At 72.6% G+C, this 26032-nt stretch carries 24 protein-coding genes; 18 read left to right on the top strand and 6 right to left on the bottom strand.

The genetic code is table 11. The annotated features are described in order from the left end of the window. Window positions 1-4: 4 nt before the first annotated feature. From ACIOJE_RS17875 to ACIOJE_RS17890, 4 genes are read right to left on the bottom strand one after another with little or no spacing between them, the layout of a single operon-like run. Entirely contained in the window at window positions 5-1954 is a 1950-nt protein-coding gene (locus tag ACIOJE_RS17875; protein ID WP_400777154.1) for a DUF5107 domain-containing protein, read from the bottom strand. After that, a complete protein-coding gene (locus ACIOJE_RS17880; RefSeq protein WP_280684482.1) occupies window positions 1951-2796 on the bottom strand; it encodes a carbohydrate ABC transporter permease in 846 nt (281 codons plus the stop codon). Before ACIOJE_RS17880 ends, ACIOJE_RS17875 begins: the two co-directional genes overlap by 4 nt. A 24-nt stretch (window positions 2797-2820) precedes the next feature. Next, window positions 2821-3777, bottom strand: coding sequence for a sugar ABC transporter permease (locus ACIOJE_RS17885; protein WP_280684484.1), 957 nt, complete (start codon window positions 3775-3777; stop codon window positions 2821-2823). Between the two features lie 4 nt (window positions 3778-3781). Beyond that, window positions 3782-5080, bottom strand: coding sequence for an ABC transporter substrate-binding protein (locus tag ACIOJE_RS17890; RefSeq protein ID WP_400777156.1), 1299 nt, complete (start codon window positions 5078-5080; stop codon window positions 3782-3784). A 281-nt stretch (window positions 5081-5361) separates the two neighbouring features. Here ACIOJE_RS17890 and ACIOJE_RS17895 point away from each other — a divergent pair, with 281 nt between their 5' ends. From ACIOJE_RS17895 to ACIOJE_RS17970, 16 genes are all read left to right on the top strand, one after another. Continuing rightward, window positions 5362-6375 (top strand): LacI family DNA-binding transcriptional regulator, encoded by a 1014-nt coding sequence (locus ACIOJE_RS17895; protein ID WP_400777157.1) that lies wholly within the window; start codon window positions 5362-5364, stop codon window positions 6373-6375. A gap of 292 nt (window positions 6376-6667) precedes the next feature. Further along, window positions 6668-7714: a hydrogenase expression protein HypE gene (locus tag ACIOJE_RS17900; protein ID WP_280684490.1), complete on the top strand. Its 1047-nt coding sequence runs from the start codon at window positions 6668-6670 to the stop codon at window positions 7712-7714. A gap of 88 nt (window positions 7715-7802) precedes the next feature. Next, complete coding sequence (locus tag ACIOJE_RS17905; RefSeq protein WP_400777159.1) at window positions 7803-9587, top strand: nickel-dependent hydrogenase large subunit; 1785 nt, start codon at window positions 7803-7805, stop codon at window positions 9585-9587. Further along, window positions 9584-10051, top strand: coding sequence for a thioredoxin (locus ACIOJE_RS17910; RefSeq protein WP_280684494.1), 468 nt, complete (start codon window positions 9584-9586; stop codon window positions 10049-10051). The genes ACIOJE_RS17905 and ACIOJE_RS17910 overlap by 4 nt, the downstream gene beginning before the upstream one ends. After that, the gene (locus ACIOJE_RS17915; protein ID WP_400777161.1) at window positions 10048-10695 is read left to right on the top strand and encodes a DUF5947 family protein; all 648 of its coding nucleotides are present in this window, start codon (window positions 10048-10050) and stop codon (window positions 10693-10695) included. Before ACIOJE_RS17910 ends, ACIOJE_RS17915 begins: the two co-directional genes overlap by 4 nt. Beyond that, a complete protein-coding gene (locus tag ACIOJE_RS17920; protein ID WP_280684497.1) occupies window positions 10692-11336 on the top strand; it encodes a DUF6084 family protein in 645 nt (214 codons plus the stop codon). The genes ACIOJE_RS17915 and ACIOJE_RS17920 overlap by 4 nt, the downstream gene beginning before the upstream one ends. Beyond that, on the top strand, window positions 11333-12742 hold the full coding sequence (locus ACIOJE_RS17925; RefSeq protein WP_400777163.1) for a hypothetical protein: 1410 nt from the start codon (window positions 11333-11335) through the stop codon (window positions 12740-12742). Before ACIOJE_RS17920 ends, ACIOJE_RS17925 begins: the two co-directional genes overlap by 4 nt. Beyond that, window positions 12739-13245, top strand: a complete 507-nt coding sequence (locus ACIOJE_RS17930; protein ID WP_280684501.1) for a hydrogenase maturation protease — start codon at window positions 12739-12741, stop codon at window positions 13243-13245. Before ACIOJE_RS17925 ends, ACIOJE_RS17930 begins: the two co-directional genes overlap by 4 nt. Continuing rightward, complete coding sequence (locus tag ACIOJE_RS17935; protein WP_400777166.1) at window positions 13239-13343, top strand: DUF6893 family small protein; 105 nt, start codon at window positions 13239-13241, stop codon at window positions 13341-13343. The genes ACIOJE_RS17930 and ACIOJE_RS17935 overlap by 7 nt, the downstream gene beginning before the upstream one ends. 116 nt (window positions 13344-13459) lie before the next feature. Beyond that, complete coding sequence (hypA, locus tag ACIOJE_RS17940) at window positions 13460-13837, top strand: hydrogenase maturation nickel metallochaperone HypA (RefSeq protein ID WP_280684503.1); 378 nt, start codon at window positions 13460-13462, stop codon at window positions 13835-13837. A gap of 5 nt (window positions 13838-13842) precedes the next feature. Further along, the gene (gene hypB / locus ACIOJE_RS17945) at window positions 13843-14679 is read left to right on the top strand and encodes a hydrogenase nickel incorporation protein HypB (RefSeq protein WP_400777167.1); all 837 of its coding nucleotides are present in this window, start codon (window positions 13843-13845) and stop codon (window positions 14677-14679) included. Beyond that, window positions 14676-16994, top strand: a complete 2319-nt coding sequence (gene hypF, locus ACIOJE_RS17950; protein WP_400777169.1) for a carbamoyltransferase HypF — start codon at window positions 14676-14678, stop codon at window positions 16992-16994. The genes hypB and hypF overlap by 4 nt, the downstream gene beginning before the upstream one ends. 6 nt (window positions 16995-17000) lie before the next feature. Next, window positions 17001-17285, top strand: coding sequence for a HypC/HybG/HupF family hydrogenase formation chaperone (locus ACIOJE_RS17955; protein ID WP_280684509.1), 285 nt, complete (start codon window positions 17001-17003; stop codon window positions 17283-17285). Next, window positions 17282-18406, top strand: coding sequence for a hydrogenase formation protein HypD (gene hypD / locus ACIOJE_RS17960; RefSeq protein WP_280684511.1), 1125 nt, complete (start codon window positions 17282-17284; stop codon window positions 18404-18406). The genes ACIOJE_RS17955 and hypD overlap by 4 nt, the downstream gene beginning before the upstream one ends. A gap of 10 nt (window positions 18407-18416) precedes the next feature. After that, window positions 18417-19520 carry a hydrogenase expression/formation protein HypE gene (gene hypE / locus ACIOJE_RS17965; protein ID WP_400777254.1) on the top strand — a complete coding sequence of 368 codons (1104 nt, stop codon included), beginning with the start codon at window positions 18417-18419 and terminating at the stop codon, window positions 19518-19520. Window positions 19521-19806: 286 nt separating this feature from the next. Beyond that, entirely contained in the window at window positions 19807-20979 is a 1173-nt protein-coding gene (locus ACIOJE_RS17970; protein ID WP_400777170.1) for a DUF4185 domain-containing protein, read from the top strand. A gap of 45 nt (window positions 20980-21024) precedes the next feature. On the opposite strand, the gene ACIOJE_RS17975 is transcribed toward ACIOJE_RS17970, so the two are convergent. Continuing rightward, window positions 21025-23058 carry a LamG-like jellyroll fold domain-containing protein gene (locus ACIOJE_RS17975; RefSeq protein WP_400777172.1) on the bottom strand — a complete coding sequence of 678 codons (2034 nt, stop codon included), beginning with the start codon at window positions 23056-23058 and terminating at the stop codon, window positions 21025-21027. A 179-nt stretch (window positions 23059-23237) separates the two neighbouring features. After that, the gene (locus tag ACIOJE_RS17980; protein ID WP_280684517.1) at window positions 23238-23960 is read right to left on the bottom strand and encodes a heparin lyase I family protein; all 723 of its coding nucleotides are present in this window, start codon (window positions 23958-23960) and stop codon (window positions 23238-23240) included. A gap of 452 nt (window positions 23961-24412) precedes the next feature. On the opposite strand from ACIOJE_RS17980, the gene ACIOJE_RS17985 reads away from it, so the two are divergent. Together ACIOJE_RS17985 and ACIOJE_RS17990 are read left to right on the top strand one after the other, a co-directional pair. Next, window positions 24413-24646, top strand: a complete 234-nt coding sequence (locus tag ACIOJE_RS17985) for a ferredoxin (protein WP_280684519.1) — start codon at window positions 24413-24415, stop codon at window positions 24644-24646. Continuing rightward, window positions 24636-26030 carry an NAD(P)/FAD-dependent oxidoreductase gene (locus ACIOJE_RS17990; RefSeq protein ID WP_280684521.1) on the top strand — a complete coding sequence of 465 codons (1395 nt, stop codon included), beginning with the start codon at window positions 24636-24638 and terminating at the stop codon, window positions 26028-26030. The genes ACIOJE_RS17985 and ACIOJE_RS17990 overlap by 11 nt, the downstream gene beginning before the upstream one ends. The last annotated feature ends 2 nt before the right edge of the window (window positions 26031-26032 follow it).

Consider the following 26032-nt stretch of genomic DNA (forward strand, 5'->3'; position numbering starts at 1 on the left):
GGGGTCAGGCCTGCGACATCCGGAAGTCGTAGGCGGGCGGCACCGGGGTCCCCGGGTGGACGGCGAGCCAGAGGGTGTCCAGCGAGTCCTCGCCCTCGCGCATGTTGTCGACGCGGATGCCCTCGGCCAGCAGCCGCCGGACCCGGTCGTCGTCGCCCGAGGCGTGCGCCGCCTTCGCCTCCGCCAGTTTGATCCGGCCGTGCTCGCGGACGGTCCGGGGGAACTGCTCGATGACCTGCAGGGCCTGCTCGGGACGGCCTGCCCGGAGCAGCGCGTCGAGGAGTTCGACGGTGAGCTCCTGGCCGTCCGGGCGCAGCCGGTGGGCCTCGGCCATCAGGTCGGCGGACTCCTCGGCGTCGGGCGTCAGAACGGCCAGGGCGCGCAGGGCCCATGGCGTGGGCAGCTCGCCGATCGAGCGCTTCCAGGCCGCGCGGGCGGCGTCGTCCTCGCCGTCGGCCAGGCGGAGCAGGCCGAGCTGGTAGAGCAGGTGCCAGTCCGGTTCGCCCGCCTCCAGCAGCTCGCGCCAGTGGGCTCCGCGGACCGGGGCCGCCGGCGGGTCGCTGATCGGCAGCCGGCCGGTGCGCGCCAGGGCCAGCCAGGGGGCCTGTTCGCGCTCGCAGGAGCCGAAGGGCAGTGCGGGGGTGGGAGCGAGCAGCCCGGCTTCGACCTCCAGCGCGCCCCAGCCCGAGCCGCGTGCCAGCACCTGGTCCGGCGCGGGCAGCCCGGCCGCCCACCCGGCGGCCGCGGCCAGCTGCTCAGGGCTGACCAGCGCGTCCAGGGAGGCCCGGATGGCCGCCCGGGCCTGCTCCCAACTCCCGTGCACGGCTTGGGGATCGGCCTGGAGGAGTCCGTAGGCCTCGACCCAGGACCAGCGCGCGCCGGCCGGCATCGGCAGGTGCTCCAGCTGGGTCCTGGCCAGCCCGGCCTGGATCTCCAGGTAGGCCGAGTCGGGCCCGGAGAGCCACTCCTGCCAGTGCCGGCCGCCGGTGCCGGTGCCCCAGTGGAACAGCTTGCGGCCGCGCAGCCGGTCGGTGGACGCCTGGACCAGGCCGGCCCCGGTCTCGTCCAGCGCGGTGATCCACCGGCGTTCGCCGTCCGGGATGTCCAGGAAGTAGTCCGCCGCGCGAGGCAGTCGGCCGGGATAGCTGCGGTCGGCGCCCTCGTGGTCGGGGAAGGCGACCTGTCGCAGGTCGGCGGTGTAGTCGAAGTGGAAGGCGCGGTCGGCGGGGCCCACCACCCGGGTCCGTTCCGTCTCGGGCACGGCGATGTTGGACCACCAGTAGACCGGGACCTCGGCTTCGGTGGGGTTGTGGACGGAGACGTTGACGTACAGGACCGGGGAGCGGGCCGGCAGCCAGGCGTCGATCTGCAGCACCAGCTGCCGCAGGCGTTCGAACTCGTACATCCGCAGCACGGGCGTGCCGTCCGTGGCGGTGACCCGTACGGCGTGCAGCGGCTCGCAGGTCAGCGGCCAGTGCCCGGTGGTGCCGAGGTTCCACTCCACGCCGCCGGCCACCCAGGCGTCCCGCAGGGCGAGGTTGGCCGGTTGCAGGACCGGGTTGCGGTGCAGCAGTTCGCGGCCCGAGGGACGGTGCACCAGCGACCAGAGCCGGCCGCCGTAGCCGGGCAGGAAGGTGGCGGTGAGCTCCTCGTTCTCCAGGACCACGGTGGGCAGTTCGCGGGTGGTGCGGGAGCGGTCGTAGCCGTCCTGAGCGGTGTACGGGAGCAGCGTGTGCGGGCGGCCGTAGCCCAGCCCCCGGCGCATCTCGGGATCGGCGGCCTCGGCGTCCTCGGCGACGCGGGCGGGCAGGCCGTGCAGGATCGGCAGCAGGCCGGCGACCGGCTCGGCCGCGCCCTCGACGCGCAGGACGCCGGTGCGCAGCGTCGAGGGCGGGGCCGACGATTCCAGGGCTGACGGGTTCAGGGCTGACGGGTTCAGGGGTGATGAGCTCATTTGCCGATCCCCACCGTCATGCCCTGGATGATCCGGGTGCCCAGCCAGGAGAAGAGGGCGAGCATCGGTGCGAGGATGAGGCAGACACCGGCGAACATGGTCCCCCAGTCCATTCCGTTGAGTTGTTCGGTGGCCACGAAGTCGGCCAGGGACACCGGCAGGGTGATCTTGTTCTCGCTGTGGTTGAGCACCAGGGCGAAGAGCGTCTCGTTCCAGGCGCCGATCACCTGGAGCAGGAAGGCGGTGATCAGGCCGCCGCGGGCGACCGGGACGATCACCTGCAGGAAGGTCCGCAGCGGCCCGGCCCCGTCGAGGGTGGCGGCCTCCTCCAGGACGGCGGGCACGCCGCTGAAGAAGCCGGTCAGCAGATAGACGGTGAACGGCATCGCCAGGCCGACGTAGACCAGGATCAGACCGAACAGACTGTCCGTCAGGTCGACCTGCGCCAGGCCGATGAAGAGCGGGACGACCAGGACCTGTCCGGGGACCCCGAGGCCCATCGCGAAGGTCATGGTCAGTGCGGACGAGGTGCGGGTGCGGCGGCGGGCCAGCACGTAGGCGGCGGGTGCGGCCAGGGCGACGGCCGCCACCGAGGAGACGGTCGCGACGAGCACGCTGTTGAGCGCCGCCCGGCCGAACCCGCCCTCGTTCAGCGCCCGTCCGTAGTTGCCGGGCTGCGGGTCGGTCGGCAGGCCGAAGGGGTGGGCGAAGATGTCGCTGCTGCCGCGCAGCGAGGTCAGGAAGACCCACAGGATGAGCAGCAGGTCGGCGGCGACGACGACCCAGACGACGGCCCTGGCGATCCGCATCGCCGGTCCCGCGGCTCGGTGCTTGGTACGCACGGGAGGTGCCTTTCTCGGGTGGGGTCAGTACTCGACGGCGGTGCGGCGCATCAGCCGGCGGAGCGCCAGCGTGATCACCCCGACCATCACGAGGCTGACCAGGGCGGCGGCCGTGGCCATGCCCAGTTGCGGGGCCGAGGTCTGCGGGAACGCCTCGGTGTAGACGTACATCGCGGTGTTCCAGGTGCTGACCGGCGGCTGGTTCGAGCTGCTGCCGCCGTACATCAGGATCAGTTCGAAGATCTTCACCGAGCTGACCGTCCAGAGCACGGCGCAGACCGAGATCACGTCCCAGGCCAGGGGCAGGGTGACGTGCCGGAACCGCTGGAAGGCGCTCGCGCCGTCCAACTCGGCGGCCTCGTAGAGGTATTCGGGGATCTGGTCGACGGCCGCCATGATGATGGCCGTGTAGTAGCCGGTGGCCGTCCAGACCAGCGTGGCGACGATCATCGGGAAGAGGTTGTCGGTCGCCAGCCACTTGGGCGGCGCCGCCACGCCCAGCCAGTGCAGCACGGTGTTCACCGGGCCGTCGGGGGAGAACAGGAAGCCGGCCGCGATGCCGAACACCATCGCGTTGACCAGGCACGGGAAGAAGAGCACCGACCGGGCGAACAGCCGGGCCCGCATCTCGCGCAGCACCAGGGTCAGCGCCAGGCTGATCGCGAAGGTGATGGCGCCGCCGACGACGAGGATCTCCAGGGTGTTGAGCAGCGAGGTGCGGAACGCCGGATCCCCGAACAGGACCTGGTAGTTGTGCAGGCCGCGCCACTGCTTGGCGCCCATGCCGTCCCACTTGTACAGGCTGGTCCAGGCGGCGTAGCCGATCGGGGCCAGGAACAGGACCGCGTAGACGAGCAGTGCGGGGCCGGCGAACGGCCAGAAGATGCGCCGGTGTTGGCGTTCCAGGGGCGCGGCGCCGGAGCCGGCCGGCGGCCGCCCTTCGCGCCGGACCGCGGTGCGGTCCTGGAGTGCGGTGGCCATGGGATCAGTCCTGCGACTTCCAGAAGGAGACCTGGTCGGATTTCATCGTCGAGACGAACTGCTCGGCGCTGGTCTTGCCGTGCCACAGGTCGAGGAAGTTCTGGTTGAAGACCTTGGTCGGGTAGCTGCCCGCGACGCCGCCGTACGTGAGTCGCACCGGCGCGGAGTTCAGTGCCTTCTGCACGTCGGCCAGCACCGCGGGGGCCGGGATGTCCGAGCGCGGGGTGATGTTGCCGGCCTCCGTGGAGATCCCGCCGAGCACCTTCTGCTGCTGGAAGTAGGCGATGAACTTCTGCGCGGGGGCGACGTTCTTGGCGGTCCTGGGCATCGAGAAGCCGAAGAGCATCGAGTCGGCGTTGGTGGCGCCGGGCGGCAGCATCGCGCCCATCTTCCAGTCGGCCGGGACCTGCTTGGCGACCTCGTCGGTGACCCAGCTGCCGTCGCTGTAGAAGGCGGCCTTGCCGGCCGACCAGTTGGTCTCCTGCGCCGGGAACTTGGTGGCGTCGTAGCCGCCGAGCAGGTAGCCGCCCTTGACCAGCTGCTCGACCTGCTTCACCGCGGTGAGCACCGCCGGGTTGTCCCAGCTCGCCCCGGACTTGTCGGAGCTCAGGGCGCTGAAGTCGACGCCGCCCGCGGCCAGCAGGTAGTCCAGGGTCAGGCCGTTCTCCCAGGCGAGCTCGCCGTCCGAGGCCAGGCAGGCCCGGCCCTTGGCCTTGAGGGCGTCGCAGACCTTGAGGAAGTCGGCCCAGGTGGCCGGCGCGGTGGGCATGGCGGCGGCGAGGTCGGGGTCGGCGGCGTTGTAGAACAGGCCGGCCGAGGAGACCTCGTACGGGATGATGTAGTGGTTCTTGCCGTTCGGGTCCTTCGGCAGGGCGTCCAGGTACTTGGCCGGGATGACGTCGGCGACCTTCTTGCCCTCGCCGGGCACCTCCATGCCGAGCACGTCGGACAGGTCCAGGGCCTGGCCGGCCTGGGCGGTCGCGGCGTAGACGGCGTCGGCGCCCTGGTCCCACAGGTCCGGGGCCTGGCGGGCGGCTATCGCGGGGCCGATCTTCTTGGTCACGTCGCGACCGGCCCAGGTGACGTCGACCTTGATGCCGGTGTCGCTCTGGAACCGGTCGATCGCGGCCTGGATCACCTTCGCCTGCGGTTCGCCCGCCCGCCACATCGACCAGTAGGTGAAGCCGCCCGCCTTGGCGCCGCCGCCCGCCCCGCCGCTGCCGCAGGCGCTCGCACCGGCCGCGAGCACCACGGCCGTCGCCACGCCGACGACGCGTCTGGCGGTCTTCGTCTTGCTGTTCATGCGCTGTTCCTCTCAACGGGACGCCCGCATCCGCCGTGCGTCGACGGGTTCTGCTCTGCACAGCAGCGCGCTGGGTGGGAACAGTAGGGTTCACTTGACCGGTAAAACAAGACCCTGTCGCGAGAGTTGTCGACCGATGCGAAGTCGTGACGTCGCCGACCTGTGGATCTTCACAGGTCGGCACTGTCGCAGGATGCGGGGAGGATTGACCGCCCACTCCGGCGGCGGTAGATTTGCCGGGCATTTCTTGGACCGGTAAAGCATTTCGGGAGTGGACGCTCATGGTGACGATGCAGGACGTGGCCGAGCGTGCGGGGGTCACCAAGCAGACGGTCTCCAACGTCGTCACCGGCCGGATCCCGGTGCGGCCGGCGACCGAGGCCCGGGTGCGGGCGGCGATCGAGGAACTCGGCTACACCCCGAACCTGGTGGCCCGATCGCTGGCCACCGGCACCACGATGACCGTCGGCCTGTTCGTCCCCACGGTGACCAGCCCCTTCTACTCCGAGATCGTCCAGGAGGTGGAGGACCTGCTGGAGCGCGCGGGCTACCACCTGCTGCTCTGCACGACCCGGCTGGACGGCGAACGCGCCCGGCGGCAGCTGGCCGGGCTCTCCAGCCGCCTGGTGGACGCGCTGCTGATCGCCGGCGACCGCGACCTGATCGACCACCTGCCGCTGCTGGCCGACGCCCGCTTCCCCGTGGTGCTGTGCGCCTGGGAGACGGAGGCGCCGGACACCCACCCGGTCGTCACCATCGACTACGAGCGCGCCGGCTACCTCGCCGGCCGACACCTGCGGGACCTCGGGCACGAGCGCGTCGCCGTGCTGGCCAGCCTCCCCTCGCACGCCGGCCGGGTGGCCGGGTTCCGGCGCGCCTTCGCCGCCGACGGCCTGACGATCCCCGACAGCGCGGTCTTCAGCACCCCCGAGTCGTCCGCCGCCGGAGGGTTCGCCGCCGCCGGCGCCGCGCTCGCCGCCGACCCCGGCCTGACCGCGATCTTCGCCACCCAGGACGTCCTGGCCCTGGGCGCGCTGGACGCGGCGACCGCGGCCGGGCGTTCCGTCCCGGAGGACCTGTCGGTCGTCGGACACGACGACATCGAGGAGGTCCGGCGTTCGCGTCCGCCGCTCACCACGGTGGCGATCCCCAAGCGCGAGATGGCGCAGCAGGCGATCGAACTGCTGCTGCGGGCCGTCAAGAGCGGCGGCGCGTCCACCAACGCCCTGCACCTGCTGCGGCCCACGCTGATCGTCCGGGAGAGCAGCGGCCCGGTCCGGGGCGGCTCGGCCTGATCCGTACCGGCCCCGGCGGTGGCGCCCGGTGGGTCGGTTCCGGAACCCGCCCTCGGTGATGCGCCGCCGGTCCTTCTCCCTCGAATCGCCCTGCCCCGCGTCGCGGATCGTTCCGGTCCGAAAGTGCCCCGTGCCCGCCGGGCTCCGCGCAGCCCGGTGACCCGAACGGCCCCGTCGGCTTGCGCCCCTCGGGCAACCCCTTCGGCTTCCCTGACCGGCGTTCGGTCCGAACCGTTGCTATGACTGTGGTTGAGCCATTTCGTCCGGCTCCCATCCCCGAGGAGGCATCCTCATGGGTGCTGCAACAACCGACACCGACGTGGTGCACATTCTCTGGATCAACGCCGGTCTCAGCTGCGACGGCGACTCCGTCTCGCTGACCGCCGCCATGCAGCCGAGCATCGAGGAGATCGTCACCGGTGCGCTGCCCGGCCTGCCCCGGGTCGCGGTGCACTGGCCGCTGATCGACTTCGAGTGCGGCCCGGTCCAGGGCGCGGACAACTTCGTCGAGTGGTTCTTCAAGGCCGACCGCGGCGAGCTCGACCCGTTTGTCCTGGTCGTCGAGGGGTCCATCCCCAACGAGAAGATCAAGAAGGAGGGTTACTGGTGCGGGTTCGGCGACGATCCCGCGACCGGCCAACCCATCACCACCAGTGAGTGGCTGGACCGGCTCGCCGCCAAGGCCACCGCCGTGGTGGCGATCGGCACCTGCGCCACGTACGGCGGCATCCACGCGATGGCCGGCAACCCGACCGGTGCGATGGGCGTGCCGGACTACCTCGGCTGGGACTGGAAGTCCAAGGCCGGGCTGCCGATCGTCTGCGTGCCGGGCTGCCCGATCCAGCCCGACAACTTCGCCGAGACGCTCACCTACCTGCTGTACCAGCTGGCCGGCTCCGCCCCGATGATCCCGCTCGACGACAAGCTGCGGCCGGCCTGGCTGTTCGGCGCCACCGTGCACGAGGGCTGCGACCGCGGCGGCTACTACGAGCAGGGCCAGTTCGCCACGGAGTACGGCACCCCCGAGTGCCTGGTGCGGCTCGGTTGCTGGGGTCCGGTCGTCAAGTGCAACGTCGCCAAGCGCGGCTGGACCAACGGCATCGGCGGCTGCCCGAACGTGGGCGGCATCTGCATCGCCTGCACCATGCCGGGCTTCCCGGACAAGTTCATGCCGTTCATGGATCCGCCGCCCGGCGCGCGGGTCTCCACCGACGCCAGTTCCGCGTACGGGGCGCTGATCCGCCGACTGCGCGCGATCACCCAGAAGACCGTCGACAAGGAACCGAAGTGGCGCCACAAGGGCGGCCGCCTGACCACGGGCTACCGCCCGCCCTGGTGACGCCCGGGGCCGCACGCCTGCGGGCGTGCGGCCCGTCGCCGCCGCCCGCTCCCCCTCCCCGCTCGCAGAGAAGGGCACGACACACACGATGGCACCGACTACCAAGGCGGCCGGCGACGGCAACGGCCTGACCGAGATGTCCTGGGACCCGATCACCCGGATCGTGGGCAGCCTCGGCATCCACACCAAGATCGACTTCAAGCAGAAGCGGGTCGCGGAGTGCTACAGCACCTCCTCGGTCTTCCGCGGCTACAGCGTCTTCATGCGCGGGAAGGACCCGCGGGACGCGCACTTCATCACCAGCCGGATCTGCGGGATCTGCGGCGACAACCACGCCACCTGTTCGGTCTACACCCAGAACATGGCGTACGGCGTGAAGCCCCCGCACCTCGGAGAGTGGATCATCAACCTCGGCGAGGCCGCCGAGTACATGTTCGACCACAACATCTTCCAGGAGAACCTGGTCGGGGTCGACTACTGCGAGAAGATGGTCCGCGAGACCAACCCGGGCGTGCTGGAGCTGGCCGAGCGCACCGAGGCGCCGCACGCCGGCGACCACGGGTACCGGACCATCGCCGACATCATGCGCTCGCTCAACCCGATCGAGGGCGAGTTCTACCGTGAGGCGCTCCAGGTCAGCCGGTACACCCGGGAGATGTTCTGCCTGATGGAGGGCCGCCACGTGCACCCCTCCACGCTCTACCCGGGCGGCGTCGGCACGGTGGCGACGGTTCAGCTGTTCACCGACTACCTGACCCGGCTGATGCGGTACGTGGAGTTCATGAAGAAGGTCGTGCCGCTGCACGACGACCTCTTCGACTTCTTCTACGAGGCGCTGCCCGGCTACGAGGAGGTCGGCCGGCGACGGGTCCTGCTCGGGTGCTGGGGCAGCCTCAACGACCCCGACCACTGCGACTTCACGTACCGCAACATGTCGGACTGGGGCCGCAGGATGTTCGTCACCCCCGGCATCATCGTGGACGGCAAGCTGGTCACCAACGACCTGACGACGATCAACCTCGGCATCCGGATCCTGCTCGGCAGCTCCTACTACGAGGACTGGCAGGGCAAGGAGCTCTTCGTCACCCACGACCCGCTGGGCAACCCGGTCGACCCCCGGCACCCCTGGAACCAGCACACCATCCCCGCCCCGCAGAAGCGCGACTTCGACGACAAGTACAGCTGGGTGATGTCCCCCCGCTGGTTCGACGGCAAGGACTACCTGGCCCTGGACACCGGCGGCGGCCCGATCGCCCGGTTGTGGTCCACCGCCCTGTCGGGGCTGGTCGACATCGGCTACATCAAGGCCACCGGGCACAGCGTGCAGATCAACCTGCCCCGCTCGATGACGAAGCCGGAGACCACCTTCGAGTGGAAGATCCCGCAGTGGAGCAACGCCATCGAGCGCAACCGCGCCCGCACCTACTTCCAGGCGTACGCGGCGGCGGCCGCCCTCCACTTCGCGGAGAAGGCGCTGGACGAGGTGCGCGCCGGGCGCAGCCAGACCTGGGAGCGCTTCGAGGTGCCGGACGAGTCGATCGGCTGCGGCTTCACCGAGGCGGTGCGCGGGGTGCTCTCCCACCACATGGTGATCCGCGACGGCAAGATCGCCAACTACCACCCGTACCCGCCCACCCCGTGGAACGCCAGCGTCCGCGACAGCTTCGGCACCCCCGGCCCGTACGAGGACGCGGTGCAGAACACCCCGATCTTCGAGGAGAACACCCCGGAGAACTTCAAGGGCATCGACATCATGCGCACGGTGCGCAGCTTCGACCCCTGCCTGCCGTGCGGCGTGCACATGTACGTGGGGGGCGGGCGCACCCTGCAGACCATGCACGTGCCCACCGGCCTGAGCGGGCTGGCCGGATGACGGCCGAGCAGACCGGCCGGCGCATCCAGGAGACCCTGGACGCCCTGGCCGGCAGCGGTGCCGAGCAGGCGGGTGAGCAACTCGTCCGCGACCTGATGGAGTTCTACGGCGGGGGGCTGGCCCGGCTCGTTCCCGCGCTGCCCCCGTCCGTCCTGGCGCGGCTGCTGGACGACCCGGTCGTGGCCGGGCTGCTGCTCCTGCACGATCTGCACCCCGAGGACGTGACCGCCCGGATCGGCCGGGCGCTCGCCGCCCTGCCCGAGCAGATCGAGGTGCTCGGCTTCGACCCGGGCACCGGCACGCTGCGGCTGCGCCGGACGGCCTCCGGCTGTGGCTGCGGCGAGCAGGAGGTGGAGGCCGTACTCGCCTGCCACGCGCCCGAGGTGACGGCCCTGGAGCTGGAACGCGCCCCGCAGCTGCTGCAGATCGGCACCCGCCCGACCCTGCCCGCGGAGGCGCGATGAGCACCCGCCGGTTCTCCCACGCGGGCACCGCCCTGCTGCACCGGCTGCGCGAGCCCGCGCCGCCGCGGCCCGAGCGGTGCGAGTTCTGCGGCCTGGACCTGCCCCCCGGCCACCGCCACCTGGTGGACACCGAGGAGCGCGCCCTGACCTGCGCCTGCACCGCCTGCGGCCTGCTGTTCCAGCAGCCGGGCGCGTCCGACGGCCGCTACCGCAGCGTGCCGGCCCGCTGCCTGGTCGATCCGGACGGGCCCTTGGACGAGCGGTCCTGGTCGGTGCTGGGGATCCCGGTCGGCACCGCGTTCCTGTTCCGCAACGCCGCGCTGGACCGGCTGCTCGCCTGCTACCCCGGGCCGGCCGGTGCCACCGAGAGCGAACTGGACGAGGAGGCCTGGCAGCGCGCCCTCGGCGAGAGCCGGCTGGCCGCCGCTCTGGAGCCGGACGTGGAGGCCCTGCTGCTGCGCCGGGACGGCGGGCTCGTCGAGTGCTTCCTGGTGCCGATCGACGTCTGCTACGAGCTGGTCGGCCGACTGCGGTTGTGCTGGCACGGCTTCGACGGCGGGGCCGAGGCGCGGGCCGAACTCGACGCGTTCTTCGCGAGGTTGGCCGTCCGGGCCCGTCCCCTGCCCGCGGAGGTGACGGCGTGACCGCCCTCGGCTTCGCCTGTACCGGCGTGCGCTCCGAACCGTACGCGGCCGGGCCGACCCTGGTGTTCCGACTGCGGATCACCGCCCCGGCCGACACCCGGGTGCACGCCCTCGCGCTCCAGTGCCAGCTGCGCATCGAACCGGGCCGCCGGTCCTACAGCGGGGCGGAGGGCGAGCGGCTGACCGACCTGTTCGGCGAACGGGAGCGCTGGGCGACCACGCTCAACCCGCTCCAGTTCGCCACCGTGCCGCTGCTGGTGCCCGGATTCACCGGCGAGACCGAGGCCGACCTGGTGGTGCCGTGCAGCTACGACCTGGAGGTGGCCTCAGCCCGCTACTTCCGGGCGTTGGACGGCGGCGAGGTGCCGCTGCTGCTGCTCTTCTCCGGCACCGCCTTCGCCGGCCCCGGCGGCTTCCAGGTCACCCCGGTGCCCTGGGACAAGGAGGCCTCGGTGCGGATGCCGGTGCGGGTCTGGCGCGAGGCGATCGACCAGCACTTCCCCGGCTGCGGCTGGCTGCGGCTGCCGGACGACCTGATGGACGCCCTGCTGGCCTACCGCTCCCGGCGGGCCCTGCCCTCCTGGGAGGCGACGGTGCGGGAACTGCTCGCGACGACGGCGGTCGGGGAGGGGGCCCGGTGAGCGCCTTCCCGGCCGGGATCGAGAGCGGCTTCGCGGCCGCCCGGCAGATCGCCGACGCGGTGCTGCTGGAGGGCTACGTGCTCTACCCGTACCGCGCCTCGGCGGCCAAGAACCGGCTGCGCTGGCAGTTCGGCGTCCTGGTCCCGCCCGAGTACACCGCGCAGGGCGGCGAGCACTCCCACCAGCGCACCGAGTGCCTGGTGGAACCGCGCGGCGGCGACCGGTTGGCCGTCGAACTGCGCTTCCTGCGCGTCCAGCGGCGCATCGTCGAACGGGCCACCGCCACCGGGGGCTTCGAGCCGGTGGAACGGCTGGAGCTCGCCGACCGGGTGTTCGTCGCGTGGGACGAGGCCGTCGAGGAGCGAATCGAACTGCTGCTTCCGGTCGAGGAGTTGGCCGCAGACGGGGTGCTGCGGCCGTTCCGGCTGCCGGGCGTCGGCGAGACGGAACTGCTGCGCGAGAACGACGCGGCCGTCGGCCGACTGGTGCGTCGCCGCGAACAGGTCGACGGCCTGCTGCGGCTGACCGCCGAGGAACTCCCCGGCCCGTACCGGGCGCAGCGCCTGACGGTGGTGGTGGAGAACACCTCCACCTGGACACCGGCCCGGCATGCCCGCCGGGAGGAGGCGCTGCCGCGCTCCCTCGTCTCGGCACACCTGCTGCTCGGACTGGAGCACGGCTGCTTCCTGTCCGTCACCGACCCGCCGGAGTGGGCCCGCCCGGCCGTCGAGCGGTGCCGCAACGAGCACACCTGGCCGGTGCTGGCCGGACCGGACCGCGGGCGCCGGGTGGTGCTCTCCTCGCCGATCATCCTGGAGGACCACCCGCAGGTCGCCCCGGAGAGCCTCGGCACCCTCTACGACGCCACCGAGATCGACGAGATCCTGGCGCTGCGGACGGCGGCCCTGACCGACCAGGAGAAGCGGGAGGCCCGGGGCACCGACGAACGGGCCGGCGCCGTGATCGACCTGGCGGACTCCATGCCGCCCGAGGTCCTGGAGCGCCTGCACGGAGCCGTCCGCGGGCTGCGCGAGATCACCGGGGGCCCTCCCGAGGCGGAGCAGCCCTGGTGGGACCCGGGCAATGATCCGGCGGTCGACCCCGAGCGGGACCGGGTGCTCGTCGACGGCCACTCCGTCGGCGCCGGCAGCCGGGTCCTGCTGCGGCCCGGGCGGCGGCGCACCGATGCCCAGGACCTGTTCCTGCACGGGCGGACCGCCGTCGTCGAGGCGGTGCTCCACGACGTCGACGGGTCGGTGCACCTGGCGGTCACGGTGGACGGCGACCCGGGCGCGGACCTGTGGCGGGCGCAGGGCCGGTTCCGCTACTTCCAACCCGACGAGGTCACCCCGCTGGACGAGGCCCCGCCACCGGCGGACGGCGCCGTCCGGACGGAGGGCCCGTGAACGCCGGGGCGGTCCTGGTCGCCGGGGTGGGCAACATCTTCCTCGGCGACGACGGGTTCGGCGTGGAGACCGTCCGCCGGCTCGCCGCCCACCCGGTGCCGACGGGCGTCGAAGTGGTCGACGTCGGCGTCCGTGGGGTGGACCTGGCGTACCGGCTGCTCGACGGCTACCGGACCGCGGTGCTGGTGGACGCCACCTGCCGCGGCGGGGCGCCGGGCACGGTCTACCTCATCGAAGCGGCCGCCGAACCGCTGGAGGCACCGGTGCTGGACGGGCACCGGATGGGGCCCGACGCGGTGCTCGCCCTGTTGGCCACGCTCGCCGCCGGCACCGGCGGCGAGCCACCCGGACGGGTGCTGGTGGTCGGGTGCGAGCCGGCGTCGCTGGAGGAGGGCATCGGGCTGAGCACCCCGGTCGCCGCCGCCGTCGAGGAGGCGGTCCAGATGATCCTGCGGGTCGTGGACGAGGTCACACAACCGGAGAAGGAGACAACACCATGCTGAGGAAACTGCTCTGCGCGACCCTGCTGGCAGGGGTCGCGACCCTGGTCTGGCAGAGCCTGCCGGACCTCAGGCGGTACCTGCGCCTGTCACGGATGTGAGGCGCGGATTGCTGCGAACGGTGCAGCCGCGGGCGCGGTGGCGGCGCGGCTTCGAGTCGTCGACGCCACCGCGCCCTGTAATGGGGCCCGTTGCCGCCGGCCGTGGGAAGGGACCGATGCACGAGATGTCGATCGCCGCCGCCGTCGTCGAGCAGGTGGACCGGGCCGCGCGTGAACACGGGGCCCAGGGTGTCGCGCGGGTACGGCTGCGGGTCGGTGAACTGGCCGGCGTGGTCCCGCAGGCACTCGACTTCTGCTTCGAACTCGCCTGCGCCGGAACGCTGCTGGAAGGGGCCGCGCTGCAGGCCGAGTCCGTCGCGGCACGCGCCCGCTGCACCCCCTGCGCGGTCGAGTGGGCCGTCGGCATGCCGCCGGACCTCGGCTGCCCGAGCTGCGCCGGCGGCAGCGTCGAGCTGCTGTCCGGACGCGAGCTGCAGATCCTCGACGTCGAATGGGCCGAGCGCCCCGGCGTCCAGGCCGATCAGAAAGGCTGATGCCGATGTGTCGCACGGTCGACCTGCGCCAGGCGATCCTCGCCCGGAACGACGGCAGCGCAGGGGAGTTGCGGGCGGCCCTGGCCGCGCGCGGGACGGTGGCGGTGAACCTGCTGTCCAGCCCCGGCAGCGGCAAGACCGCGCTGCTGGAGGCCGAGTTGGGCCTGGCCCGGCGGCGCGGGGTGCCGGTCGCCGCGCTCACCGCCGACCTCGCCACCGAGAACGACGCGCTGCGGCTGGCCCGTTCGGGCGCGTTGGTGAAGCAGGTGCTCACCGACGGGCTCTGCCACCTGGAGGCGGAGATGCTCGCCGGACACCTGGCCGGCTGGCTGCCGGACGACACCCGGCTGCTCTTCGTGGAGAACGTCGGCAACCTGGTCTGCCCGGCCTCCTACGACCTCGGCGAGTCACTGCGGGTGGCACTGGCCTCGGTGACCGAGGGCGAGGACAAGCCGCTCAAGTACCCGACCGCCTTCGGGCTGGCCAACCTGGTGCTGGTGACCAAGGCCGACCTCGCCGCGGCGGCGGAGTTCGACGAGACGGCGTTCCGGGCGAACGTCGCGCGGGTCAATCCCGGGGTGGAGGTCGTCCTCACCTCGGCCCGGACCGGCCGGAACGTCGGCGTCCTGCTGGAGCGGGCGCTGGCCGTCCTGGACGGCGCCGAGCCGCACCGGCCGGTCATGTCCGTCGACCATGGACCCGGGCACCACCATGGACCGGGGGAGCACCGCGGGGAAGCGGAGCACCAGCACGGGCACGGGCACGGCCACGCGGAGCACCAGCACGGGCACGGCCACGCGGAGCACGACCACGCGCCGGCCGTGGTGCGGGACCCTTCGTGACGACCGGTCGCCAGGCGCTGGGCCCGGAGCGGCGGCGGGTCGCCATCCGCGGCCTGGTGCAGGGGGTCGGCTTCCGGCCGTTCGTCTACACGCTGGCCGGTGAGCTCGGCCTCGCCGGCAGCGTCACCAACACCGGCGAGGGCGTGCTGGTCGAGGTCGAGGGCGGCCGCGAGGCCGTCGCCGCCTTCTGCCGGCGGGTGGCCGACGACGCTCCGCCGCTGGCCCAGGTGGCCTCGGTGGAGTCCGCGCCGCTGGCCGCCACCGGCGGCACCGGTTTCGCCATCGTCCCGTCCCGGACCGACGGCCCCCGGACCACCCTGATCCCGCCCGACGTGGCCGTCTGCGCCGACTGCCTCGCCGAACTGGCCGACCCGGCGGACCGCCGGCACCGGCACCCGTTCATCAGCTGCACCAACTGCGGGCCCCGCCACACCATCGTGACCGGCCTGCCGTACGACCGCGCCAACACGACCATGGCCGGCTTCCCGATGTGCCCGGACTGCGCCCGGGAGTACACCGACCCGGCGGACCGCCGGTTCCACGCGCAGCCGGTGTCCTGTCACGCCTGCGGACCGCGGCTCGCCCTCATCGTGCCCGGACGCGCCGACCTGGCCGGGGAGGCCGCGCTCGCCGAGGCGCGCCGGCGGCTGGCCGCCGGGGCGATCCTCGCCGTCAAGGGCATCGGCGGCTACCACCTGGCGTGCGACGCGCGCGACGTCGACACCGTCGCCCTGCTGCGCCGACGCAAGCGGCGCGGCGACAAGCCGTTCGCCCTGATGGCCCGTGACCTCGCCACGGTCGAGGGCCTGCTGCCGCTCGGCCCGGTCGAACGCGAGCTGCTCACCGGAGCGGTGCGGCCGATCGTGCTGCTGCGCCGCACCGGCGCGCTGCGACCCGCGCTCGCGGCGGCGGCCCCGCGCAGCCCCGACCTCGGCCTGCTGCTCCCCTACACGCCGCTGCACCACCTGCTGCTCGCCGCACCGGGGCCGGACCTGCTGGTGATGACCAGCGCCAACCTCTCGGGCGAGCCGATCGTCACCGACGACCACGAGGCGCTGACCACGCTCGCCCCGCTGGTCGACGGCTGGCTCACCCACGACCGGCCGATCCACGTCCCCTGCGAGGACTCGGTCGTCCGGGTGGTCGACGGCGAGCAACTGCCGCTGCGCCGCTCCCGCGGGTACGCGCCGCTGCCGCTGCCCCTGCCGGTGCCGGTCCGCCCGGTGCTGGCGGTCGGCGGCGACCTGAAGAACACCTTCGCGCTGGCCCGGGACGGCTACGCCTGGCTGTCGGGCCACATCGGGGACATGGACGACCTGGCCACCCTGCGGGCCTTCGATCGCGCGGTCGAGCAGCTGAGCACGGTCAGCGGGGTGCGAGCGGAGCTGCTGGTCACCGACCGGCACCCCGGCTATCGCTCGGTCCGGCACGCCGAACGGACCGCGACCGGCCGCCCGGTCCACCGCGTGCAGCACCACCACGCCCACATCGCCGCGGTGATGGCCGAGCACGGCCTGGACGGGAGCCGGCCGGTCCTCGGCGTGGCCTTCGACGGCACCGGCTACGGAGAGGACGGCGCGATCTGGGGCGGCGAGGTGCTGCTGGCCGACTACGCCGGCTTCCGTCGCCTCGCCCACCTCGGGTACGTGCCGCTGCCCGGCGGTGACACGGCGGTCGAGCGCCCGTACCGGACGGCGCTCGCGCACCTGCGGGCCGCCGGCCTGCCCTGGACGCCCGGGCTGCCGTCGGTCCAGGCCTGTCGGGATGGTGAACTGCGGCTGCTGGAAAGGCAGTTGGAGCGCGGACTGAACTGCGTGCCGACCTCCAGCATGGGGCGGCTGTTCGACGCGGTGTCGTCGCTCGCCGGGATCTGCCACCGCGCCGGATACGAGGCCCAGGCGGCGATCGAACTGGAGGCGGCGGCGCACGGGTTCGGTTCCGCTCCGGGGTACGCCTTCGGGCTGCGGCCCACGGCGGACGGCTGGGTCGCCGATCCCGGCCCGGTGCTGGCCGGGGTGCTGGCGGACGTGTCCGCCGGCGCGCCCGACGGTCTGGTCGCCGCGCGCTTCCACGCCGCCGTCACCGAACTGGTCCGGCGGGTCTGCGCGTTCGTCCGGGAGCGGCACGGCACCAGCACGGTGGCGCTCAGCGGCGGTGTCTTCGGCAACGCGCTGCTCTCCTCGGCCTGCGCGCGCGGCCTCGGGGAGGACGGTTTCACCGTACTGCGGCACCGGCGGGTGCCGCCCAACGACGGAGGGCTGGCGCTCGGCCAGCTGATGGTGGCCGCCCGCTCGGTGGCCACCCGGGAGGAGTGAGGGCGGATGTGTCTGGCGGTGCCCGGCAGGGTGACGGAGATCGCGGAACGCGACGGGACCCGGATGGCGGTCATGGATTTCGGCGGAGTGGTCAAGGACGTGTGCCTGGAGTACCTGCCCGACCTGCGGGTGGGCGAGTACGCCATCGTGCACGTGGGCTTCGCGCTGCAGCGGCTGGATGAGGAGTCGGCCCGACGGACCCTCGACCTCTTCGCGGAACTCGGCCTGCTGCAGGAGGAGTTCGGCGACCCGTGGGAAGCGGCGCGAGTGGCTGAGGAGGCCGGACCGTGAAGTACCTGGAGGAGTTCCAGAATCCGGAGCTGGCGAGCGGCCTGCTCGCCGACATCAGGGCGACGGTCACCAGGCCGTGGGCGCTGATGGAGGTGTGCGGCGGCCAGACGCACACCATCATCCGGCACGCCATCGACCAACTCCTGCCGGACGAGGTCGAGTTGATCCACGGCCCGGGGTGCCCGGTGTGTGTCACCCCGTTGGAGGTGATCGACCGGGCGCTGGCGATCGCCGCCCGGCCCGAGGTGATCTTCTGCTCCTTCGGCGACATGCTGCGGGTCCCGGGCACCGACCGTGACCTGTTCCGGGTCCGCGGCGAGGGCGGCGACGTCCGGGTGGTGTACTCACCGCTCGACGCGCTGCGGATCGCCCGGGAGAACCCCGAGCGGGAGGTCGTCTTCTTCGGCATCGGCTTCGAGACCACCGCCCCGCCGAACGCCATGGCCGTCCACCTGGCCAGGCGGCAGGGCCTGCGCAACTTCAGCATGCTCGTCTCGCACGTCCGGGTGCCCCCGGCCATCGAGGCCATCATGAACTCGCCGCACTGCCGGGTCCAGGGCTTCCTCGCCGCCGGGCACGTGTGCAGCGTGATGGGCACCGACGAGTACCCGGCACTGGCCGAGCGCCACCAGGTCCCGATCGTCGTCACCGGCTTCGAACCCCTGGACATCCTGGAAGGAATCCGGCGCACCGTACGGCAGTTGGAGCGCGGCGAGCACACCGTCGACAACGCCTATCCGAGAGCCGTCCGGCCCGAGGGCAACCCGGCGGCCCGGGCCATGCTGGAAGACGTCTTCGAGGTGACCGACCGTGCCTGGCGGGGCATCGGCGTCATCCCGCAGAGCGGCTGGCGGCTCTCGCCCCGCTACCGGGACCAGGACGCCGAGCGCCGCTTCGACGTCGCGGGGATCACCACCCGCGAACCCGCGCAGTGCCGCAGCGGCGAGGTCCTGCAGGGCCTGCTCAAACCCCACCAGTGCGAGGCCTTCGGCACGGTCTGCACCCCGCGGACCCCGCTCGGCGCGACCATGGTCTCCAGCGAGGGAGCCTGCGCCGCGTACTACCTCTACCGGCGTCTGGGCACGCCGACCGTCCCCCAGGAGGCGAGCCCCGTTGGCTGACACCGAGATCCTGAGCGGGCCCGCCGTCGTACCCACGCCTGCGCCGGACGTCGAGCCGGCGCAGGCGCCGGACCTCTCCGGTTGGAGCTGTCCGCTGCCGCTTCGCGACCACCCCCGGGTGGTGATGGGGCACGGCGGCGGCGGCGCGATGTCCGCCGAACTGGTGGAGAACATCTTCGCGCCCGCGTTCGGCGGGCCGGTGCTCGCCGCGCTCGGCGACTCCGCCGTCCTGGAGCTCGGCGGCGCCAGGCTCGCCTTCTCCACCGACTCCTACGTCGTCCGGCCGCTGTTCTTCCCCGGTGGCAGCATCGGAGACCTCGCCGTCAACGGGACCGTCAACGACCTCGCCATGAGCGGTGCCCGGGCGGTCTACCTGTCCTGCGGGTTCATCCTGGAGGAAGGGGTGGAGATGGCCGTGGTGGACCGGGTGGCCAGGGCGCTCGGCGCCGCCGCCCGCACCGCCGGGGTCGAGGTGGTCACCGGGGACACCAAGGTGGTCGAGGCCGGCCACGGCGACGGGATCTACCTGAACACCGCCGGCATCGGGCTCGTCCCGGCCGGGGTGGACATCCGGCCGCAGCGTGCCGTCCCGGGCGACGTGGTGATCGTCAGCGGCCAGATCGGGCTGCACGGAGTGGCGATCATGAGCGTCCGGGAGGGCCTGGAGTTCGGGGTCGAGATCCAGAGTGACTGCGCGGCGCTCGGCGGCCTGGTCGACGCCATGCTGGCCGTCGCCCCCGACCTGCACGTGCTGCGCGACCCCACCAGGGGCGGGCTGGCGGCGGCGCTCAACGAGATCGCGGTGGCGGCCGGGGTGGGCGTGGTGGTGAGCGAACGCGCCGTCCCCGTCCCGCCCCAGGTGGCCAACGCGTGCGCGGTGCTGGGTCTCGACCCGATGTACGTCGCCAACGAGGGCAAGCTCGTCGCCTTCGTCCCGCGCGGGGAGGCGGACGCGGTCCTCGCCGCCCTGCGCGCCCATCCGCTCGGGGCCGGCGCGGCCGTGATCGGCGAGTGCGTCGCGGACCACCCCGGGATGGTCGTCGCCCGCACCGCCTTCGGGGGCACCCGGGTGGTCGATCTGCCGCTGGGCGAACAACTGCCCCGGATCTGCTGACCCCGTCGCGGCGCCCGTCCAGACAGGCCCCAGCCCTGGCCGGGCGCCGGGAGGCCGCCGTCACGGACTGCCGCTCCGCCGTCCGGAGTGCGGCCGGCCTCCCGGAGCGCCACCGCCTCGGCCCGTGCGCCGCCCGGCCGGGCCGCGCGCGGGTGACGTCCCCGGGTACGCCGTGCCGCGCTTCCACGCGCCGTCGGCCGCTGTCGGAGCGGTGCCTGGCCTGGCGTCACACTGGCAGGTCGGGGCACCGCGCCGGTGCCCGGAACCGAGCACCGGAGGATCGATCATGGCTACCCCCTCACGCCCCGGCCGGCGGTCCGTCCTCAGGGCCGGGATGGGACTCGCGCTGGGCACGGCGGGCCTGAGCGCGGCGGGCCGCGCGGCCGCCCGGCCGGCCGTCGCCGCGACGACCGGGCAGAACGGCACCCCGCTGTGCGACCAGCCCGGTGACTCGGCGAGTCAACAGGGGCTGGGGTCGGGCGACTTGGCCATCCCGTACTACCGGGAGCACGACAACTCCTGGGGCTACGTGTTCGGCGACTCCTGGACCGGCATCCAGCAGAGCGGCACCTACATCGGCTCCCCGGTGATGCTGAACCAGGCGGGCTTCGACGCGTCCGGAGCGACGCCGATCTCGTTCACCTGGGCGCAGCCGACCGGCGGGCAGGCCGGGCAGCTCTTCGGCTACACCCACCGCGTCGACAACGGCTACGGCTGGGAGATCAGCCGGATCCCCAACGACTGCATCGAGTTCGGCGGCCGCACCTACCTCCAGTACACGTCCGTGTACACCTGGGGCGCCCCCGGGGACCCGGTGCTGGACCCGGGCCACGACGGCTCGCTGATGTCCGGCGTCGCCTACTCCGACGACTACGGCGTGACCTGGCAGGACTACGCGTACCACTGGCCGGGTGACCACCAGGGCGAGAACCAGTCCCTGTACGGCATGTGGTCGTTCGCGGGCATCGACCCCGACGGCTGGCTGTACGTGTTCTCCAAGCGCTGGAACGGCTCCCACGTCAACTCCGCGGACGGCGGCGCGATCCAGTTGTTCCGGTACCAGCCGGACGACTTCCGGGCCGGCCGGTTCGAGGCGCAGCAGAACTGGGCGTACCTGAACGGCTCCTGGCAGTGGACCACCGCCGCGCCGCCCTCGGTGATCCTCTCCGGCAACAACACCGGGGAGTTCTCCGTCAAGCGGATCGGCGGCACCTACTGCATGAGCTACTTCGACGTGCGGCTGGGCACGATCTTCACCCGCACCGCGCCCCGGCCGGACAGCCCGTGGAGCGTACCCCTGCCGCAGATCACCGCCCTGCAGGTGCCGAACCTGTACGGCGGGTACATCCACCCGGGCAGCCCGAGCGCGTCCGCGCTGACCCTGATCGTGTCGCAGTGGCCCGGCCAGGTGGGCCAACCGCCGTACTGGGTCCGCCAGTTCGACGGCATCCGGGCCTGACCGGGCCGGCCCCGCACCCCGGGCGGTGCGGGGCCGGTGGCCCCGTCAGGCGATCATGAACTCGCGGACCGCGAGCGCCCGCTTCACGATCCGGACGTCGCCGAGGTAGCCGTGGAAGACCTTGTTCAGCGACCCCGCGTAGGCGTAGCCGCCCAGCATCCACGGGCGCCCCAGGGTGGTCAGGCCGACGGCCGGCGTCGCCGGGTTGCGGGCCACTTCGCAGCCGTCCACGTACATCCGGTTGAGCCGGCCGTCGTTGACGACCGCGACGTGCCACCACCGGTCCAGCGGCAGCTGGTGCCCCCAACAGGTCGACGCCCCGGTCTGGTTGAGCGGATACACGCACCACTGGAGCCCGGGTCCCTCCGACAGGCTGAGCGTGACGACGGGCTCGTCCGGATCGGTCGAGGGGCCGCTCTTGCCCGCCTCGCTGCTCATGCCCCAGCGGCTGAGGACGGCGGACCAGCGGCTGCGCGCGGAGTCCCAGTCGGCGGGAAGCTTGAAGAACGCCTCGACGGTGTAGCCGCGTTCGAAGGTCTCCCGGTTCATCGGCGCGTTGGGCACGGTCTGGAGGTAGGCGCCGAGCTGGGCGGAGCCCTGGCTGTCGAAGCGCAGGCTGCCGTGGCCCGGCTGGTCGGGGTGGTAGTCGGTCGACCAGCGGAGCGCCTGGTCGGGGGCGCCCGGGGCGCTCTGCCGGACCAGGTCGTTGCCCAACCCCGTCAGGTCCTTGACGGTCTGCCGATCGGAGACGGCCGTCCCGTCGCCCCCGCCGTTGTCGAACCGCCAGTAGGCCAGGGTGTCGCGGACCAGCAGCCCGCTCGCCCGGCGTGCCGGGCGCTTCGGGACGGGGGCGAAGCCGGCGAAGCGTCGCTCGAAGTCGATCGGGATCGAGAAGCGGTCCACGTCGGAGGTCAGCTCGGCCTCCTGGGCCGCCAGCGCGTTGCGTTCGTCGGCCGCGATCTCCTGGATCCACGGCGAGAAGGTCGAGACATCGACGGTGTTCCGGTCGAGGTCGAAGCGGTACGCGCGGATCATCGCCGCGCCGCCGTAGTAGCGGTCCTGGTAGTTGGTGATGTGGACGTGGACGTCGTGGCCGGCCTTGTTCGTGAGGACGGTCCGGCCGGGCGGCCAGTAGTGGCCGTTGACGGTGAGGAAGATCTGGTCGTTGCCGCTGACCAGCCGGTCCCAGAGCTGCTTCCCGTAGTCGGACAGCTCCGCCTTGCCGCCGTCGTCGGCGTAGGCCATCTCGTGGGTGGTCAGGATCACCGGGAGCTTCGGGTTGGCGGCGATCACCGCGTTCGCCCAGGCGAAGCCCGCGTCCGACAGCCGCCAGTCCAGCGAGAGGAGCAGCCAGTCGCGGCCGGCCGCCCGGAAGACGTGGCAGGTGTTGTAGCCGTCCGGGCTGGAGCCGCGGTAGCCGGCGGTGCGGGCGGCCCTGGCCTGGCTGAACGTCTCCAGGTACGGGGTGCTGCCGCGCTGGTCGTCGGTCGAGGAGCGGACGTCGTGGTTGCCCGCGAGCACGCCGTAGGCCGCGCCGGCGTCGTCGAGCAGGCCGAACACCTTCGTCACCGCGGCGTACTCGACGGGCAGCCCGTGCTCGGTCACGTCGCCGAGGTGGGCCAGGAAGACGATGTTGTCGTCCTGCCCGCCCTCGCGGTTCACCCCGCCGTCGAGCACGTAGCGGACCGAGGCTTCGAGCGGGGCGGGGTGGATCCGGTCCTCGTCGAAGAGGTACTGCGTGTCCGGCATGACGACCAGGGTGAACTGCCTGCTGTCGGGATCGGGCTGCCACCGCCCGCGGCCCTTCGCCGTCTTCGCGGCCGTGCCCTGCGGGTCGCCGGACGCCTTCGGGTCACCGGAGGCCTTCGCGTCGGCCGCCTGCGCGGGCACGGCGCCGAGCAGGCCGAGCCCCACGGCGCCGGCCCCGGCCCCGAGCAGCCCGGCGCCGTGCAGGAACCGGCGGCGGCTGGCCGCGGCCGACCCGTTCCCGTCGAGGTCCGCCGTCCGGGGGCAGCCGCACGCGTGCGGGGTGTGGGCCTCCGCACAGGGGCCGGAATCTGATGCCTGGATGTCGTGCATGTTCGCTCCCACGAGTGGTGTGGGACCTGACGGTAGGTACCGGGACTGGTCGGCGACCGTCGGTCGGACCACGACCCGCTGAACAGCGGTCGAAATCGGCGGGCACGGCATCGACGGGCCGCTGCGGCCCGGGGCGGGGCAGCAGCGGCCACCGGAATCCTCAGGAGCCGGAGGGGTGCTTACGAGCCGGAGGTGGCCGCGGACAGGGTAGTCGCCATGATCGGGCTGGTGAAGGTGTTCGTCGCATCGCCCGAGGAGGGGTGGTACGAGCCCCACTTGAGGTAGTTCCTGGTGCCGTCGGAGGTGGTGCCCTTGAAGGTGCCCGAGCCGGTGGTGAAGGTCTGCTTCACGCCGTCGAACCAGAAGTCGATGGTGCCGTCGGTACGACCCAGGCGGATCTTCAGGGCGTAGGAGTGCCACTGGCCGTTGGACACCGGCGCGGTCCACAGCGAGTGCGCGACGTGGTCGGTGTCCCACTCCTGGAGGCGGACGCGGCCGCCGGTCGCATCGATCTCGATCGGGTGGTTGGCCGTGCCGGTGCTCGGGGAGCACTTGAGCTGGAAGACGTAGCGGCTGTTCGTGTCCTTGATGTCCACCTTGGACGACCAGCCCAGGTAGAAGGTGTCGCCGTCCTTCAGGTCGGGGCTGAGCGTCTCGCAGCGCTCCTCCCCGGCGGCCTGGAACGCCTGCCACACGCGGCCCTTGACGGCGTCGTCGACGACGCCGAAGTTGCCCGCCGCGCACTGGACACCGGCGAAGGAGGACGGGCCCTTGCTCGTGCTCGGGGTCCAGAGCACCTGGCCGTCCGCGCTGCTCGGCGTGACCGAGACGCAGGAGATCGCGAGCGTGGCGACGGCCACGCCTCCGGCGGCGAGCTTCCGGCGGTGGGACAGAAGGGACATGTCATCTCCTCGAAGACGAGCGACCGGGCGTGCCGATCCAGGTGGACTGGACGATTCGACCACCTGCCGGGCAGTCAGGCCAGGCGGAAGCACCGGCAGAAGTGCGGAGCGCCAGTTGTGCCGATCGACGGGGTTCGGACGCCGGCCGGGTGCCGAGTCGTGGACCGCCCCGGGGCAGGCGGTGGCCCGGCCGGGGAGGTTCTCAGACCTACGGCGCAGCGGCCTCCGGGACTCGAGCGGTGCTGCTTCGGTGGGCTGACCGACTGCAGGGCACGCCTCACCCCAATGGATCGGTGAGCGTGCGTCGCTGTGGGAGGCCCTCCCATGGTGGACCGGGGACACCACCGGCCCGGGCCGCGCTCGGATCGCGGCAGGCCTGCCGGCCGAGGACCGGAGAACGGATCGGTGGCAGCGCCACGGCACGGCCACCTCGCCGAAGAAGCGGAGACCTGATGAGGCTTGTCGTTGACCTCAACCGGTGCCAGGGGTACGCGCAGTGTGCCTTCCTGGCCCCGGATGCGTTCACCATGCACGGTGAGGAAGCGCTGATGTACGACCCCGAGCCCGACGACGCGCAGCGGCTGGACGTGCTGCGCGCGGCACACGCCTGCCCGGTGAAGGCCATCACCGTGGAGGACCTGGGCGGGGCGCCCGACGGCGAGCGGGAGGCCACCCATGTCGCTTGACGGTTCCCTGGAGAAGCTCAGACGCGAGGGGCACATCGTCATCGTCGGGGCCTCGATAGCCGGCCTGCGCGCCGCTGAGACCCTTCGCGCCGAGGGCTTCACCGGCACCCTGACCATGATCGGTGACGAGCCGAACGAGCCCTACGACCGGCCGCCGCTGTCCAAGCAGGTCCTGCTCGGCCGGGTACCCGTCGACCACACCAGGCTGCCCCGGCGCCGGACGGTGGACGCCCGGTGGCGGCTCGGCGTCGCGGCGACCGGACTGGACCTGGCGGCCAAGCGGGTGCACCTCGCCGACGGTGACGCGGTCGACTACGACCGGCTGCTGATCACGACCGGAGTCCGTGCCCGGCCCTGGCCGCAGGAGCTGGAGGCCGAGCTGGACGGGGTCTTCGTCCTGCGGACCAGCGACGACGCGGCCCGGCTGCAGCGCAGGCTGAACGCGGGCCCGCGCCGGGTGCTGGTCATCGGGGCCGGGTTCACCGGCTCGGAGATCGCCTCCGCCTGCCGGGAGCGGGGCCTGGAGGTCACCGTCGCGGAGCGCGGGGCGGCTCCGCTGGTGGGCGCGCTGGGGGGTGTGGTCGGCGAGGTGGCCGCGAGCATGCAACGCGAGCACGGCGTCGATCTGCGCTGCGGTGTCACGGTGACCGGCCTGGAGGGGGACTCGGCCGGACGGCTGCGCCGCGCGCACCTGTCGGACGGCAGCACGGTCGAGGTCGAGGTGGCGGTGGTGTGCCTCGGAGCGACCCGCAACACCGAGTGGCTCGCCTCCTCCGGCCTCGGCGCCGGTCCGCGCGGGATCGCCTGCGACGCCGGCTGCCGGGCCTTCGACGTGCGGGGCATCGTGACCGACGACGTGTTCGTCGCCGGGGACGTCGCCCGTTCCCCGCACCCGCTCTTCGGCTACCAGTTCCTCTCCCTGGAGCACTGGGGCAATGCGATCGAGCAGGCCGAGACCGCGGCCCACAACATGATCAGCGCCAGCTCGGACCGCCGCCCGCACGTGTGGACGCCGTCCTTCTGGTCCGCCCAGTTCGGGGTCAACATCAAGTCCGTCGGTGTGCCGCCCATGGCCGACGAGATCATCGTCACCCAGGGGTCGCTGGCCGAGCGCCGCTTCGTCGCGGCCTACGGCTTCCAGGGCCGCATCATCGCCGCCGTCGCCTTCGACCAGGCGAAGTGGCTGGAGTTCTACCAGCGGCAGATCGAACAGGCCGCGCCGTTCCCACCCGAGTTCGCCACCGTCGACCGGCGGCCCGAGGGGATGCACCCGGTACCGGCGGAGTTCCCCGACCCGTCGATGCCCAGCCACGGCCCCACCGTGACGCTCAGCGGCCACTCGCCGTCCGAGCGGCGGATCTCGTTCACCCCACTCCGCGCCTGACC

This window comes from Kitasatospora sp. NPDC087861, from assembly GCF_044742585.1.
Classification (GTDB): domain Bacteria; phylum Actinomycetota; class Actinomycetes; order Streptomycetales; family Streptomycetaceae; genus Kitasatospora.